General features: G+C 61.5%; 15 protein-coding genes. 4 read left to right on the top strand and 11 right to left on the bottom strand.

The annotated features are described in order from the left end of the window. Positions 1-39 precede the first annotated feature (39 nt). From WEU32_RS12010 to WEU32_RS12000, 3 genes are all read right to left on the bottom strand, one after another. The gene (locus WEU32_RS12010; RefSeq protein WP_406852046.1) at positions 40-501 is read right to left on the bottom strand and encodes a peptidase S1; all 462 of its coding nucleotides are present in this window, start codon (positions 499-501) and stop codon (positions 40-42) included. Between the two features lie 147 nt (positions 502-648). After that, entirely contained in the window at positions 649-1,950 is a 1,302-nt protein-coding gene (locus WEU32_RS12005) for a type VI secretion protein ImpB (RefSeq protein ID WP_406852045.1), read from the bottom strand. A 229-nt stretch (positions 1,951-2,179) separates the two neighbouring features. Then, entirely contained in the window at positions 2,180-3,214 is a 1,035-nt protein-coding gene (locus WEU32_RS12000; protein ID WP_406852044.1) for an adenosine deaminase, read from the bottom strand. 134 nt (positions 3,215-3,348) lie between these two features. Between WEU32_RS12000 and WEU32_RS11995 the strand changes: the two genes are divergently transcribed. Next, positions 3,349-3,519, top strand: coding sequence for a hypothetical protein (locus tag WEU32_RS11995; protein WP_406852043.1), 171 nt, complete (start codon positions 3,349-3,351; stop codon positions 3,517-3,519). Positions 3,520-3,876: 357 nt separating this feature from the next. On the opposite strand, the gene argS is transcribed toward WEU32_RS11995, so the two are convergent. Beyond that, positions 3,877-5,679, bottom strand: coding sequence for an arginine--tRNA ligase (argS, locus tag WEU32_RS11990; RefSeq protein WP_406852042.1), 1,803 nt, complete (start codon positions 5,677-5,679; stop codon positions 3,877-3,879). Between the two features lie 5 nt (positions 5,680-5,684). Then, positions 5,685-6,314 (bottom strand): Tat pathway signal sequence domain protein, encoded by a 630-nt coding sequence (locus tag WEU32_RS11985; protein WP_312135745.1) that lies wholly within the window; start codon positions 6,312-6,314, stop codon positions 5,685-5,687. A 257-nt stretch (positions 6,315-6,571) separates the two neighbouring features. Between WEU32_RS11985 and ispH the strand changes: the two genes are divergently transcribed. Further along, entirely contained in the window at positions 6,572-7,516 is a 945-nt protein-coding gene (ispH, locus tag WEU32_RS11980) for a 4-hydroxy-3-methylbut-2-enyl diphosphate reductase (protein ID WP_406853450.1), read from the top strand. Between the two features lie 89 nt (positions 7,517-7,605). On the opposite strand, the gene WEU32_RS11975 is transcribed toward ispH, so the two are convergent. The 4 genes from WEU32_RS11975 to ileS all read right to left on the bottom strand — a co-directional run bounded on the left by WEU32_RS11975 (position 7,606) and on the right by ileS (position 12,212). Next, a complete protein-coding gene (locus WEU32_RS11975) occupies positions 7,606-7,962 on the bottom strand; it encodes a hypothetical protein (RefSeq protein ID WP_406852041.1) in 357 nt (118 codons plus the stop codon). Positions 7,963-8,049: 87 nt separating this feature from the next. Further along, positions 8,050-8,616 (bottom strand): DUF3035 domain-containing protein, encoded by a 567-nt coding sequence (locus WEU32_RS11970; RefSeq protein WP_312135749.1) that lies wholly within the window; start codon positions 8,614-8,616, stop codon positions 8,050-8,052. Positions 8,617-8,682: 66 nt separating this feature from the next. Continuing rightward, positions 8,683-9,207 carry a signal peptidase II gene (lspA, locus tag WEU32_RS11965; protein ID WP_312135751.1) on the bottom strand — a complete coding sequence of 175 codons (525 nt, stop codon included), beginning with the start codon at positions 9,205-9,207 and terminating at the stop codon, positions 8,683-8,685. Between the two features lie 80 nt (positions 9,208-9,287). After that, positions 9,288-12,212 carry an isoleucine--tRNA ligase gene (gene ileS / locus WEU32_RS11960; protein ID WP_406852040.1) on the bottom strand — a complete coding sequence of 975 codons (2,925 nt, stop codon included), beginning with the start codon at positions 12,210-12,212 and terminating at the stop codon, positions 9,288-9,290. A gap of 374 nt (positions 12,213-12,586) precedes the next feature. Here ileS and WEU32_RS11955 point away from each other — a divergent pair, with 374 nt between their 5' ends. After that, positions 12,587-13,108 carry a DUF3828 domain-containing protein gene (locus WEU32_RS11955; protein WP_406852039.1) on the top strand — a complete coding sequence of 174 codons (522 nt, stop codon included), beginning with the start codon at positions 12,587-12,589 and terminating at the stop codon, positions 13,106-13,108. Positions 13,109-13,126: 18 nt separating this feature from the next. On the opposite strand, the gene WEU32_RS11950 is transcribed toward WEU32_RS11955, so the two are convergent. Together WEU32_RS11950 and WEU32_RS11945 are read right to left on the bottom strand one after the other, a co-directional pair. Next, positions 13,127-13,849 carry a DUF6456 domain-containing protein gene (locus WEU32_RS11950; protein WP_406852038.1) on the bottom strand — a complete coding sequence of 241 codons (723 nt, stop codon included), beginning with the start codon at positions 13,847-13,849 and terminating at the stop codon, positions 13,127-13,129. After that, positions 13,846-14,226, bottom strand: a complete 381-nt coding sequence (locus tag WEU32_RS11945; RefSeq protein ID WP_312135757.1) for a chromosomal replication initiator DnaA — start codon at positions 14,224-14,226, stop codon at positions 13,846-13,848. The genes WEU32_RS11950 and WEU32_RS11945 overlap by 4 nt, the downstream gene beginning before the upstream one ends. Before the next feature lie 395 nt (positions 14,227-14,621). On the opposite strand from WEU32_RS11945, the gene ctrA reads away from it, so the two are divergent. Next, positions 14,622-15,326, top strand: a complete 705-nt coding sequence (gene ctrA / locus WEU32_RS11940) for a response regulator transcription factor CtrA (RefSeq protein ID WP_167176417.1) — start codon at positions 14,622-14,624, stop codon at positions 15,324-15,326. The last annotated feature ends 32 nt before the right edge of the window (positions 15,327-15,358 follow it).

Raw genomic sequence — 15,358 nt, 5'->3', positions numbered from 1 at the left:
CTCCGGCGGGCGTGGGCCAACCGGAGCGGTATTCAGGGCTTAGTCGTCCAGTTCGGTAATCTCGACGATGGCCGGAACCGGCTCGTCCTCATAGGTGCCGACCCAGATTTCATAGACGCCCTCTTGGGGATCGTCGAAGCTGACCATCGGGTTTTCACCGCCGCCGCTGTCATCGTCACAGAACCAGTTCCCGTTGGGATCATTGATCACCAGGGTGGTGTCTTCCTTGCTGCTGACCTTGATATGTAACGGCAGTTCGTCGGGGCTGTAGGTCAGGCGGATATCTGGTGCGCTGGCGATCATGCCCACGCATTCAGCACCCGAGGTGCGCTCGGCGTCAATATTGCCCCCTGCCGTCACTTCGATACGCTGAGGATCAGGTTCGAAACCAGCCTCCAGCGTCAGGTCGGCAAAGGTTGGCTGTGCGCCGATTTCCTGCGCCAGCGAAGGGCTGGCCACCATGGCGGCAAGGGCGGCGGCACATACGGCCGTGCGGATCATTCGAGACGACATTCTATTCCCGTTCATTAAGGCCCAACGCCTTGAGATAGGCCTATAAAAGCCATGTTCGATGAATGGAAATTGAACAAATAGGCTCCGTGAAATGAGGACGTTATTTTCTAGAAAATGTTGAAGTGGCTCCGGCCTTCACTCCCAGAAATCCTCTTCGTCCGGAATGCGGTTAAAGGCGATCTTGGCCCCGATATAGGCGGGTAGTCCGGCATTGGGACCGATGCTGATCGTGTCCTTGCCATAGCGTTTGTTGAGTGCATCCATCGCCTGTGACAGCCGCAGGGATGGCGCATTGCCATTCATGTCCGGCCCGTCGCTGAACAGGTCGGCCTCGAACGCGGCACGCGGTTTCAGGTTGAGAATATTGACCCCTACCGTATTGGGCCGCCCGCGTTTCAGGACCGGCGCGGCCTGACGCCACAAGCCATCCAGCGCTGCCAGCAGGGCAAAAGTGTCCTGTGTCGGGTCCAGATGGCATTGCACCGCCACCCGCTCGCCGCGACGGCGCTCATAGCGGTCGGCAGCCTCCATCTCGATATGCAGACCCAGCACGCCTCCGGTCACCCCCATACGCCGCAACCGCGCCCCGCACTTGACCAGCAGACGACGGGCGACGGCGCGGGTCTTTTCCGGCGTTCGCATCTCGGCGGCCAGCACATGGCTGTGCCCGATAGAGGCCGGGGCCTGTTCGGGCGGCAGTTCGGTATGCAAACCATGCAGGCCGCGCCAGATACGCTCGCCCTCGACACTGTTCCAGACGGCGCGGGCCTGTTTGGGGCTCATGTCCCACAGTCCTTGCGTGTCGTGAATGCCCGCCGCCGCCAGCCTCTGCTGCATCCGGCTGCCAATACCGGGAAAGTCGCCAAGCGGCAGATGCAGCAGGGGCGCGGGCAATTCATGCATCCGCAGGATGGTCAGACCGTCGGGCTTTTGCATCCCGCACGCCGTCTTGGCCAGAAACCGCGACGGAGCCAGCCCCACCGACGACCTCAGACATTCCCCGACATTCTTCTTGATGCCGTCCTGAATACGCCGCGCTAGGGCCACGGCATTGGCCTCGATCCGCTCCGGTCCCTGAAGCTCGCACGAACATTCGTCAATCGAGCCGACCTTGAAGACCGGAATATGCAGATTGATCTCGGCCATGATCTGTTTGTGCAGCTTCACATACACATCCGGCCGCGCCTCGGCGACGATCAGGTCGGGGCACAGTTTGCGCGCCTCCGACACCCGCGTTCCGGTGCGGATACCGTATGGGCGGCTTTCATAGCTTGCGGCAATCGCTCCCGAATATTCACTGGGGGCAGGGCGCACAATCACCGGCTTGCCCCGCCATTGCGGGTTCAACTGCTGCTCGGCACTGGCAAAAAAGGCGTTCAGGTCAATGAACAGCCAGCGCAGTTGAGCCGGATCAGGATTGGGTAGCGGGGGTTCCATGATGTGAACATAACAGGAACATTGTAGCGTGTGGAGTCACACTCCACCGTCATTCCCCGACTTGATCGGGGAACCCAGCGGCGCGCGTGAGCGCGAAAGAGGAGGGCACGTAGATGTCCTTGGTATCACCTTCGGTGCCGCTGGGCCCTCCGGTCAAGCCGGAGGGTGACGAAGGAGAGGGGGACATTGCAACAAAAAGCCCCGCCGTTTCGGGCGGGGCTTTCGCTAATCAGTTTGCCGCGACGTAGGCGTCGATCTCGGCCAGATACTGCGCCTTCTTCTCGTCCGACAGGAAGCTGCCCTCGAACGAGTTACGCGCCATCTGGATGATCTGCTCGCGGGTCAGGCCCACGGCCTTGGCCAGCTGGATATAGTTGTCGTTCACATAGCCACCGAAATAGGACGGGTCGTCCGAGTTCAGGGTGACGTGCAGACCCTTCTTCAGCATGTTCGGGATCGGGTGATCCTTTAGGTCCTTGACCACGCACAGCTTCAGGTTCGACAGCGGGCAGACGGTCAGGGTCATCTGTTCGGCGGCCAGACGCGCGACCAGAGCCTCGTCTTCCATGGCACGGTTGCCGTGATCCATGCGGTCGATCTTCAGCAGGTCCAGTGCTTCATGCACATATTCCGGCGGGCCTTCCTCACCGGCATGGGCGCAGATTTTCAGGCCCAGCTCACGGCACGCCGCAAAGACGCGCTCGAACTTGGACGGCGGGTGGCCCATTTCGGAGCTGTCGAGGCCGACACCGATGAAACGGTCCAGATACGGCTTGGCCATTTCCAGCGTCGCAAACGCCGCCTCTTCCGGCAGGTGGCGCAGGAAGCTGAGGATCAAGCCCGAGGTCACACCCAGTTCGCTTTCGGCGCGGGTCATACCGGCGATGATGCCCTCGACAACCGTTTCAAACGGCACACCGCGATCGGTGTGGGTTTGCGGGTCAAAGAAGATCTCGGCATGGCGCACATTGTCGGCGGCGATGCGCGTGAAATAGGCAAAGGTCAGGTCTTCGAAATCGCGTGCGGTCAGCAGCACATTTGCGCCCGCATAATAGATGTCGAGAAAGTCCTGAAGGTTCGAGAAGTCGTAAGCGGCGCGCACGGCTTCAACAGTGTCATAGGGGATGGCGACATTGTTGCGCTGGGCCAGTTCGAACATCAGCTCGGGCTCCAGACTGCCTTCGATGTGCAGGTGCAGTTCGGCCTTGGGCAGGCCCGCGATGAAAGCTTCGATATTGGAAACAGGGGGGAGGGTATCGGTCATCCCTGACTATAACCCAAGCCTGCGCTTCAATCTATTGGCGGGCTGTGACGCAAACTTGTGAACGAGTGGTTCGGAACCCCGACAACAGACCAGGGGTTTTACTGTTGTTGGGACGGGCAAATGAGGAGACGCCGATGACAGAATCAGACCCCAAAAAGCCGCAGCCCGATCTGCATCCGGGTATGCTTGGCGATGGCACCGAAGAGCAAAACCTGAACCAGCGCGGCCAACCCGAGGCGCGTATCAAGCAAGACGAGGTTCAGGATGCTTTCGGCCAGAAACAGAAACAACCGCCGCAGGAATAGCGGCAATACCTTATCCTTTACGAGACTACGCAAAGCCGTAAGGGCAAACAAAAAGGCCGGACGATAACCCAGCGTCCGGCCTTTCTTTCGTTGTGTCCCAACTACTTTCACCGTCGTCCTCCGCAAGCCGCCCTTGCGGCGCAGATCGGGGGATCCAGCGGCGCGCGTAGCGACCAGAAGGGCGGCGCGTAGCAGCCAAAAGGCGGGTGTAACGGCTACTGCAAAGATTACCTTACGGTGCCACTGGGGCCCCCGGTCGTTTTTGCGAAACGCCTGAGGATGACGAGAGAAGAACGAAAAAGGGCCGGACGATCACCTCGTCCGGCCCTTTTTGATTTATGCGGCTAACCGATCCGCTTACATGCGTTCGGGCGTCTGGATGCCCAGCAGGGTCAGCGCGGTTTCCAGTTGCAGTAGCGCGGCAGCCGACAGGGCAAGGCGCGAACCGCGGGTGGCCTCATGGCCTTGGGCCAGCACAGGGCAGGCAGCGTAAAACTTCGAGAAGCTCTGCGCCACGCGATAGGCATGCTCGGCCACAAGGTGCGGCATACGCTTGTCATAGGCATCCGACACGGCAGTGCTGAAAGCATCCAGCGTCAGGGCCAGATCGCGCTCGGCCTGCTCGGCGATTACAATTTCGCCAGCCTCTGCCCCCTGATCGGCGGCCTTGCGCAGCAGGGATTTGATACGCACAGCCTGATACAGCAGGTAAGGGCCGGTCTTGCCCTCGAAGCTGGTGAAGCGGTCGAGGTCAAAGACATAGGACGTGGTGCGCGCGTTCGACAGGTCGGCGAATTTCAGGGCAGCGATGGCCACCTTGTGCGCGATCTCCTCGAACTCGGCCTCGGTCAGGTCCTCACCCAGTTTCGCATCCTTCAGACGCTCGCGCGCCTTGTCGGTGGTCATTGTGATCAGGTCGTGCAGTTTCAAAACGCCGCCTGCGCGGGTCTTGAACGGCTTGCCGTCCGTGCCGTTCATGGTGCCGAAGCCGAGGTGCTCCAGCGACTTCTCGGGCGCGTAACCGGCAAGGTAAGAGGCGCGGAAAACCTGCTCGAAATGCTCGGCCTGACGCTCGTCCACGACGTAGAGGATCAGGTCCGGCGCAATCGACTTCTTGCGGTCCAGAATGGTGGCAAGGTCGGTCGTGCCATACATGGCAGAACCTTCCGACGAGATGACCAGCAACGGCGGCGGCGAAGGCACCTGCACGACCGAACCGTCATCCAGCTTCTTCTTGCGGGTTTCGCCTTCGCGCGCGACGTGGACGACTTGTGCGCCCGCATCTTCGACCAGCAGGTTCTTGGCCTTCAGGTCGGCGATCATTTCTTCCATGACCGGATCGGCGTCGGATTCGCCGTTCCACAGGTCAAAGGTCACATCCAGCGCCGAGAATTCGCGCGTCAGGGCCGTGCGGCTGACAGCCACGAAATGCTGCCACAGGGCGCGATAGCCGGGACGGCCGCCTTGCAGTTCGGCGGTGGCTTTACGGGCGCGGTCGCGGAAGGCGGGGTCTTCCTTGGCCTTGCCCGCAGCTTGCGGATAAAGGCGTTCGAGATCGGCCAGCGATACCGGCGATTCAGACGGGAAGGGGCCATCGCCCTCGACCATGAACTCGGGGGCCAGACCCTCGTCACCGCAAGCGGTGATGAGCAGGCCCATCTGGAAACCCCAGTCGCCAAAGTGGGCATCGCCGATCACGTCGTCGCCACGGAAGCGGAAGATGCGCTTCAGGCTTTCACCGATGATAGAGGAACGCAGGTGGCCGACGTGCATCGGCTTGGCCACGTTGGGACCGCCAAAGTCGATCACGACCTTGCGGGCATCGGCCACACTGGCGGCACCGGCCTTGTCGGTGTCAGCAGCGACTTCGCCCGCACGTTGCGACAGGGCGGCATCCGACAGCTTCATATTGATGAAGCCGGGACCGGCGATCTCGATCGAGGACAGGGCCGGATGGCCTTCCAGATGCGCGGCGACCTTGGCGGCCAGCTCGCGCGGATTGGCCTTCAGCGCCTTGGCAGCGGCCAGCGCGCCGTTGGATTGGAAGTCGGCAAGGTCGGGGCGGTCCGAAGGGGTCACACGGGCCAGCGCAGCATCCACGCCTTCGGCAGCGAAGGCGGTGGCGACCGCTTCGCTGAGAACAGTTTTGAGGTCGGTCATGATCTTTAGTCTGTTTGTCCCGCCATCGGGCGGAAGCGGCTGCCCGAGCGGTTGAACTCGGCTTGCTCCTGCGACACTTCGAAACCGATCAGGATTTCGAAATTGCCCCCCGAAGTGGTGGCTTCGGCGCGAGGAATGACGATGGTGTGGGCGGGTTCTGCGGTGGTGCGGTCCGAACCGTTAAAGTTCACCGGCAGGTCGAAATATTCTTTGTCCAGCACTGCCGAGTTGCGCTCGGTCACGGCCACCCAATAGCGATAGGTCTTGCCGTCGCCTTGTGCGGCAGGGCCCTTGCCGAGATTGAACAGCAGGTTGAAGTCGACGCGGATCGGGTCGGCTTCGCGATAGGTGCAGTCCGAGCTGACGCCCTCGATTTCGCCGGTATAGCCCACGCCGCTGACGGAGGGGCGGCTATAGTCATTCAGTTCGACATAGCGGGCCGCGTCATAGAGAATCTTCACATAGGGACACGGACCGGCATTGGCGCGGCGTTGCAGCGGCGCAAAGCGCATCGGGCGCTGTTTGGGGGCATCCGCCTGTTGTCCTTGGCCTTGTCGCTGTTGGGCAACGGCAGCAGTGGGCATCATCGACGCCGCAATAGCGGCAGCAGCAAGGGCGGTCAGGACGCGACGCATCTGGATCTTTCCGGCAATCGAAAGGGCTGGTGGAGACAGGACACAACTATCGGGGATAGTCCTATTCTGGCGAACCACGCTGTCCGGTGATAGCGGCTAAAGCAAGACGCCGCAAACAGGCAAATGAGCGAATGGGAACATTATCGGGGCCCTAATACGCGCTTTAGCGGATAGCGTGTCCCTTATGGTGGCGAAGTGCAGCGCAAACCATTAGGTTCACAGCCATGATTTCTCCTGTGTCCGCCGACCCGCACGCCATGTCCAAGCGCCCTCTGACCATCCGTATGGCAACGCCGCGCGGATTTTGCGCCGGTGTGGACCGCGCCATCCAGATCGTCGAGCGGGCCATCGAGAAATATGGCGCGCCTGTCTATGTGCGCCACGAGATTGTGCATAACCGCCATGTGGTCGAACGCCTTAAGGCTCTGGGCGCGGTGTTTGTGAAAGAGCTGGATGAATGCCCCGACGACCGTCCGGTGGTGTTTTCGGCCCACGGCGTGCCCAAGTCGGTGCCCGCAGCGGCCCAGTCGCGCAAGATGCTCTATCTGGATGCCACCTGTCCGCTGGTGTCCAAGGTCCATGTCGAGGCCGAGCGCAATTTCAAACAGAACCGCCACATCATCCTGATCGGCCATGCGGGACACCCCGAGGTGGTCGGCACGATGGGCCAGCTTCCCCAAGGCGCGATCTCGCTGGTGGAAACCGTCGAGGACGCGGAAAAGTTCGAGCGCCCGGGCGATGCGCTTCTGGCCTATGCCACGCAAACCACCCTGTCGGTGGACGATACCTCGCAGATTCTGGCGGTTCTAAAGCGCCGTTTCCCCGAGCTTCCCGACCCGCACAAGGAAGACATCTGCTACGCCACCACCAACCGTCAGGAAGCCGTCAAAAAGCTCGGCGACGGCTGTGATCTGGTGCTGGTGGTCGGCTCCAAGAACTCGTCCAACTCGGCTCGACTGGTCGATGTGGCCCTGACCGCAGGGGCCAAGGCCGCCCGTCTGGTCGATGATGCCAGCGATGTGGACTGGTCGTGGTTCGACGGCGTGAACACGCTGGGCGTGACCGCAGGGGCCTCCGCACCCGAGCCATTGGTCGAGGGCCTGATCGAGGCGGTACGCCAGCGTTTCGACGTGACCCTGACCGAAGACGACGGTGCCCGCGAAACCATCACCTTCAAGCTACCGCGCGTTTTGCAGGAGTAGCGCCAGCACCCCTGTCGTCATCGTCCGACAAGCCGCGTAGCGGCGCAGATCGGGGGCCCCGATCAAGTCGGAGAATGATGAAGCAGAACTCAGCCTAGGCTGAACTGGGTCCAGCTTTCGGTGTCGTGGTCATAGAGGGCGGCGGTCTCGCCACGGATGTCGATGATGAAGTGGGTGCTGCTCTTGTGGTCATAGCCGGTATAGCGGCTGCCATCGCGGCTGAGGTGGATATAGCTCTTGCGGGCATGGTCGAGGATGTCGGGGAAGCTGCCGCTAAATTTGGCCAGTCGCGATCTGTCCATACCGTCCACCGTCTCGCCCTCGACGGTGATGCTGATGTCGTGGTGCGCCTTACCGGCATGGTCATAGATGCTGCTGACGGGGCGACCCAGTGTATGGGCCAATGCCAGTGCGGCAATCGAGGGACGGATTTCGCTCAGGATCATGTCTGTCTCCGGAAGGGGGCAGGAATACAAAAAGGCGCAGCTTGATCAAAGCCGCGCCCTTTGATTTTTGCGTGACCGCTGGCGGATTTACAGGCCCGGCAGCTTGAAGCGTTTGTCCTGACGCGGCGCGATGGTGATGCCTTCGCGGCCACCGGTCAGGGCTTGCATACGGGCATGCTCGCTGTTGGCGTCCACAGTGCGGGCACCGTCCGAACCGGCCAGAGTGGTGGCGGCTTGCGATGCCGGATCATTCTTGCGCCAGAACATCAGGCGGTTGGCCCAGCTTTCTTCCTTGTGGGCCAGATCACCGAACTCGTCATCAACCACATAGCGGGCCAGCGGGTCGGCGCGCTCACCACCGGCCTGAGCGACCAGAACCTGCTCACCCGGCGTGCGGGTCACAGCCTGACGCTGGCCCAGCAGGATTTGGCGGGCGGCCGATTCGGGGGCCAGTTCCTGCGGACGCGGAGCGCCCAGCGACGGCGGGGTCAGGCCGTATTCCGGCGGCACTACCAGCGGGGCCGACGAGACGGTCAGGAATTCGTCCGGAGTCACCTTGGTCAGGCCGATGCCTTGTTTGATAGAGCCGCAGGCTCCGAGGCTCAGCATCGCGACGGTGGCGACGGACAGGGTGAGGGCAGTACGAATGCGCATATTCAGGCTCGGCTCCGGTCGGCTGTCCATGTTTAGACAACTCGGGTCGAATAGGAAGAGATGTGATTACGACTTTTCAACGGCGACGCCAACCTTGGAACGACGTTCCGAGAGGAAGGAATCGAGGATCAGTAGCGCAATACCAATGGTGATGCCGCTATCGGCGATGTTGAAAATCCACGGAAACAGGCCTGTGCCCGAAAAATCGAGGAAGTCCACCACGCCGCCGAAACGCACACGGTCGATGAGATTGCCGATGGCCCCGCCGATCACCAGACCGATGGCCGCCGCCAGCAGGCAACGGTTGGCCTTATAGGCCCAGACCGACAGCGCCACCGCCATAGCGATCGAGAAGATGCTCAGAATCCAGCGGGCTTCGCCGCCCCCGAACATGCCAAAGCTGACACCGGTGTTCAGCACAAAGGTCAGGTTGAAGACGGGCGGCAGGACATCGGCAATGCGGAAGCCGTCCAGCAGGGACGAAGGCTCTGCTGGCATGGCCGACAACACCATGGCCTTGGTGATCTGGTCTGCAATGATGATGACGAGGGCCAGCGCATAGGCGCCCAGCGCAAGACGGGAAAGTTTCATAGCTTTCGCCTAACAGGAAGGGGTAGGACTCGGGAAGCTGAAAAAACGCCCCACCGTTTCCGATGGAGCGTTTTCCTTCATTAGGTCTTCAAACCGTCCAGATAGCGAACGGTGTCCGCATCGCGGGCCGACAGGTCCGGATAGTCTGCATCCGAACCCACATCCGGCACCTTGCGCCACGAGCGCGCGCATTTGGGATAGTCGGCGGTCTTGATGACGGCGCTAATGGCATCGCCCGCGACCAGTTCAGCCCCCGAGGTGCGGAACACTTCGGCAGCATCCAGACCTTCATAAGCGGCCAGCAGGTCGCTAGGGGCCGTAACGGTCGGCCATGCGTCCAGAGCGCCACCGATGACCTTCTCGCGGCGTGCGCCTTCGAGGGCTTCGTTGACCACTTCCATGACCTGCTGGACCTTGGCCCAGCGGGCGGCCTCGGCATCGTTGCGCCATTCAGCAGGGGGGGCCAGCAGCACGCGAGCCGAGTTGGCACCGGGCTCAGAGTCCGGGAAGCGCGACGACCATGCCTCGTCCATGGTGAACGGGGTGATCGGCGACAGCCATGCCGTCAGGCGGTTGAACACCTCGTCCATGACGGTGCGAACGGCGCGACGCTTGATGCTGTCGGGACGGTCGCAATACAGGCTGTCCTTGCGGACGTCGAAATACAGTGACGACAGATCGCCGGTGCAGAACTCGATCACCGGACGCACCACGTCCTGGAAGCGGTATTCCTTGAAGGCGGTCTGGACCTGCGCGTCCAACTCCCACAGGCGGTGCAGGATGAACTGCTCCAGCGGCGGGAACTGGTCATAGTCGGTGATGCGCTCGGCATCATCGAAGCCCGCGACGGCACCCAGCAGGTAACGCACGGTGTTGCGCAGCTTGCGGTAGGCATCGACGGTGGTTTGCAGGATCTGCTTACCGATGCGCTGGTCTTCCGAGTAATCGACCATGGCGACCCACAGACGCAGGATGTCGGCACCCGACTCCTTGATGACGGTCGCCGGGTCAATCGTATTGCCCTTCGACTTCGACATCTTCTCGCCCTTCTCGTCGAGCGTGAAGCCGTGGGTCAGTACACCGTCGAACGGCGCACGACCGCGCGAGCCACAGCCCTCCAGCAGCGACGACTGGAACCAGCCACGGTGCTGGTCCGAACCTTCGAGGTACAGGTTGGCGGGCCAGTGCGACGGGCGGTCACCCTTATAGCCATGAGCCGGATCGCGTGCTTCGAGGGTGAAGGCGTGGGTCGAGCCACTGTCGAACCAGACATCGAGGATGTCGGTTATCTTCTCGTACTGGGCCGGATTGTGGTTGCCGAGGAAGTCTTCGTCCGGTGCGGTAAACCACACGTCTGCGCCGCCCTTGGCGACAGCAGCCACGATGCGGGCGTCCACTTCGGCGTCGATCAGCGGCTGGCCGGTGGTCTTGTCCACGAACATGGCCAGCGGGGTGCCCCATGCGCGCTGACGGCTGATCAGCCAGTCAGGACGACCTTCAACCATCGAACGGATACGGTTCTTGCCCGCGGCCGGATAGAAGGCGGTGGCGTCGATGGCGTTCAGGGCGCGGTCGCGCAGGGTGTTACCGTCCGACAGTTCCTCATCCATGCGGATGAACCACTGCGGGGTGTTGCGGAAGATGACCGGAGCCTTGGAGCGCCACGAGTGCGGGTAGGAGTGCTCGACGCGGCCGCGTGCCAGCAGGTTGCCCGCCTCGATCAGCTTTTCCATCACCGCGCCATTGGCGGGGCCGAACTTGCCGGTCTTCTTGCCTTCGGTTTCTAGAACCTTGAGGCCCGCAAACAGTGGCACATGCGGATAATAGGCACCGTCCGGATCGACCGTCTCGGGCACTTCGCGGTGACCGTGGGCCAGCCAGACGGCATAGTCGTCCGCGCCATGACCGGGGGCGGTATGGACAAAGCCGGTACCGGCATCGTCGGTCACATGGTCGCCCGACAGCAGCGGCACAGCAAAGCCGTAACCGCTGTCCAGTTCGGCCAGCGGGTGGGCGCATTCAAGACCCGACGGGTCGATGTCGTAGATACGGGTGAAGGCAGCAACCTTGCCGGCCTTCAGAACATCTTCGGCCAGTTTGTCGGCGATGATGAAGCGGTCACCGGCCTTGGCCCACGGCTCGAACTCCAGACCTTCTTCCATGGCCGTGACCTCGTACAGACCGTACTTGATCTCGGGGCCATAGGAGATGGCGCGGTTGGCCGGAATGGTCCACGGGGTGGTGGTCCAGATCACGATCGACGGGGTCTGGTTACGGAAGGCCAGCAGGTCGTCCGGATGGCTGTCGGTCATGCCGACAACGGGGAATTTGACCCAGATCGTCGGCGAGACGTGATCGTGATACTCGACCTCGGCATCGGCCAGCGCAGTACGCTCGACTGGCGACCACATCACCGGCTTGGAACCGCGGTAAAGCTGGCCCGAGTTCTTGAAACGGTGGAACTCGCCGACGATGGCCGCCTCGGACTTGAAGTCCATGGTCGCATAGCGGTTGGCGAAGTCGCCGGTGATGCCGAGGCGCAGGAACTGGTCGCGTTGCAGGTCGATGAACTTGCCCGCGTATTCACGGCAGGCGGTGCGGAACTCTTCTTTGGAGACCTCGTCCTTGCGGCGGCCCTTCTTGCGGTATTCTTCCTCGATCTTCCATTCGATCGGCAGACCGTGGCAGTCCCAGCCCGGAACATAGTCCACGTCCTTGCCCAGCAGGAACTGCGAGCGGACGACGAAGTCCTTCAGCGTCTTGTTCAGGGCGTGGCCGATATGGATGTCGCCATTGGCATAGGGCGGGCCGTCATGCAGCACGAACAGCGGTGCATTGGCGGCCTGACGCTTGGCGCGCAGGGTCGAATACAAATCACCCCATTTTTCGAGGATTTCCGGCTCTTTTTTCGGCAAGCCGCCACGCATCGGAAAATCGGTTTCCGGCAGGAAGACGGTATCGCGATAATCGCGGGCTTCGGTAGCGGTGTTGTCGGCGTCGGACATGGTCAGTCTTTTTCGTCTAAGCGCACGGCACCCTGATGAGCGGGTGCGAAAATTTGCGGCAGTCTAGCGTGAAGTGATGAAGGGCCAAAGGCGTTAAGCGCAGGCACAGTTCATCAGGCGTTTCAGATATCGTTCCCGACGCGCGCGGGGCGGTTCCGCCCCAGTCTCCAAGAGTAAGGCTTGGAGCGCTACGCCGGGCGGCTAATCGAAATCGTGCGGGTCACGCAAAAGGTCATGGATGTGGCCTTAGCAGACAGGGGGGCGGTCAGGCCAGACCCGATAGGCACAGCATTACGCTTTCATGCTTGCTTGCCGATCTTGCAGCACAGGACGATAGTTGCGTTCGCAAGATGAATTGGCGGGAGGTGAAAGACATGAGGGCTTTGTTTATTGCGACGGGTCTGGCGACGCTGATGGCGGCCTGTTCGCCCGAGCCCGAGGCCCCTGCTGAGCCGCCTGCTCCGCAAAAGGTCGGACGCGAGGCGGCCATCGAGGCGGGTAACGGCACACCTGAACAGTTCGTACGTGCCCTTTATGCCGCCTATGACCATCCGCCTGCGGAGCCTGTGGCTCCCGGCCGCGACATGCTGATGCAGCGCACCTTGAACGCCATGATCTTTTACGACTGGCGCAATGCACAAGAGGCGGGCCGTGAACCGCACCTCAAGAATGATCCGGTTTGCGACTGCACCGGCGGCAAGGTGGAGCTGAAAACCGTCGCCATCACCGAGGGCGAGCGCAACTATGCCGACGCTGCCGTGACCTTTACCGTAGACGGCACCGACAAATCCCAGACTGTGAAGCTGGAAAAAGAAGGCGGCCGCTGGAAGGTGCTGGACATCGTCAAACCGGGCGAAAAGCCGCTGACCGAGCAACTCACCGCCGTCCTCAGCTAATCCCGAGGCCTTGGTGGATCAGGCCAGCCCATAATGCAGGGCCAAGGCCTGTAAGCCCTGTTTCAGTACCGTCTTGCCCTGACGGCGGCGCAAGGACAGTTCCTGTTCGGCCAATTGTAGCGAGGTGCCGCGAATGCACACCTGTTCAAGCATAATGCGTGTTTGGGGGGCTGTGGCAGCAAGGGCGGCCTCCACACGCGCCGAGGCACTGATGGCGCGATCGGTGGGTTCGATACGGGCAGGGGATGCCCCCGAGCGGCTGCGTGGCAGACCGTCCCAACGCATGGTCAAGGACGGGCCACGCAGGGCGGCCTCGGCATCATGGCGTAGCCTTTCCCCCGCCGCGACCTCGACGGGCGACAGCCAGGGACGCCCCGAATGGTCCTTGCGTCGGGCTAGCCATGCAATCGGGCTTTCACCCAGATTGGCACGAAGCGGAATGGCGCGGCCTTCGCAGTCCATGACGGTGCGCTGACCGATAATCTGGCCGGGGCAACCGGCGGGCGATGCCGGTTTGTCGCTGGTGGCGGCCCGTCGGGCGCTCCAGCCACCGCCCGTGCGACGACGCAGGCCCGGTTGCTCGGTCATGGCGCGAAACGCCCCTTCATCAAGCAATAATACAACACGTCCCCTGCGGTCCCCGCCCAGCCGTAAGGGATAGCCCTGCTGTGTTTCGTCCAGCCAGGCGTCGGGGCGTTCCATCAGACGGCGGGCGCGTTCGATCATGCGGGCGTGGCTCATCGGTATCCTTTCGGTGCAGTGTCAGGGGCCAGATCGACGCGGGGGAGTTCCAGCAATCGCTTCAGCGCTTTTTCCAACCCTTCCATCAGGTGGTCGTAATCGGCGCGGTCACGCTCGTCCTCGGCCCAGCGACAGGCGGTCGAGGCTGTCGCGCGGTTCAGGCCAAACGCATGGGCCACACGCTCCAGCGGCCAGCCGAACGACACATGGGCCAGATACATGGCCGACCAGCGGGCGCGACAGGCCCGCAGGCGGATGCGTTCGCGACGGGTCATTTCTTCAACAGGAATACGAAAGGCCAGTGCCGTCAGGCTGAGGGCCGCATCGGCACAGATGCGGTCGCCTTCCAGCACGGGTACGCGATAAACTTCGGTCAATATTCAACTCTCCCCCATCCCCTAAGGGCTCTCACAGGCCCCGTCATGCCATCATGGTGCGGGCTATCGGGTTGGCTAGGAAAATATTCTTATCGTGCGTCAGTTGCGGACGCTTGCCCTTGCAAAGCTTGGCTTTGGAAGATCGCTGATGGGTGAATTGGCTGGGGATAGTTTGCGCAGTAGCGCGGCGTGACCGGGCGCGAAGGGGGCCGGTGCGTAAAAATTAACGAATCGTTGACTCACCCTCTAGACGCCGATTCGCAAATCAGCGTAGGCGTTTCATATCGGGATCGCGTTAACCATTCTTAAGGTTTTAACCCGTTAACGTACGAACAAGGTTACTCGGACTGTGCCAATCGCGCGGTCGTACTCAAGCTTTGCCTGGAGGGGCATAAATGCGCGTCCTGTTGATTGAAGACGATCACGCCACGGCTCAAAGCATTGAACTGATGCTCAAGTCGGAAGGCTTTAATGTCTATACGACTGATCTGGGTGAAGAAGGCATCGATCTGGGCAAGATCTATGACTATGACCTGATCCTGCTTGACCTCAACTTGCCGGACATGAGCGGCCTTGAGGTTCTGCGCCAACTGCGCAACGGCAAGGTCAATACTCCGGTCATGATCCTTTCGGGCAGCCACGAAATCGAAACCAAGGTCAAGACCTTCGGTGGCGGTGCTGACGACTATCTGACCAAGCCTTTCCACAAAGACGAGCTGATCGCGCGCACCCACGCTGTGGTCCGTCGCTCGAAAGGTCACGCACAGGCCATCATCCACACCGGCGAAGTCGCTGTTAACCTGGATGCCAAGACCGTTGAGGTTAACGGTCACCGCGTGCACCTGACCGGCAAAGAATACCAGATGCTGGAGCTGCTCTCCCTGCGTAAGGGCACGACCCTGACCAAGGAAATGTTCCTGAACCACCTGTATGGCGGCATGGACGAGCCGGAACTGAAGATCATCGACGTCTTCATCTGCAAGCTGCGCAAGAAGCTGGCGACGGCGGCCGGTGGCAAACACTATATCGAAACCGTCTGGGGCCGTGGCTATGTGCTGCGCGACCCGTCGGAAGTCGGCAGCGCCATCGAAGCGGCCTGATTTACCTGATACCGGATTTGAAAACGCCCGCT

Origin of the sequence: Brevundimonas sp. BH3 (assembly GCF_045345115.1) — a bacterium.
Taxonomy (GTDB): Bacteria; Pseudomonadota; Alphaproteobacteria; order Caulobacterales; family Caulobacteraceae; genus Brevundimonas.
Note: the sequence above shows the minus strand (reverse complement) of the source record. Positions and strands in the feature narration are given on the sequence as shown.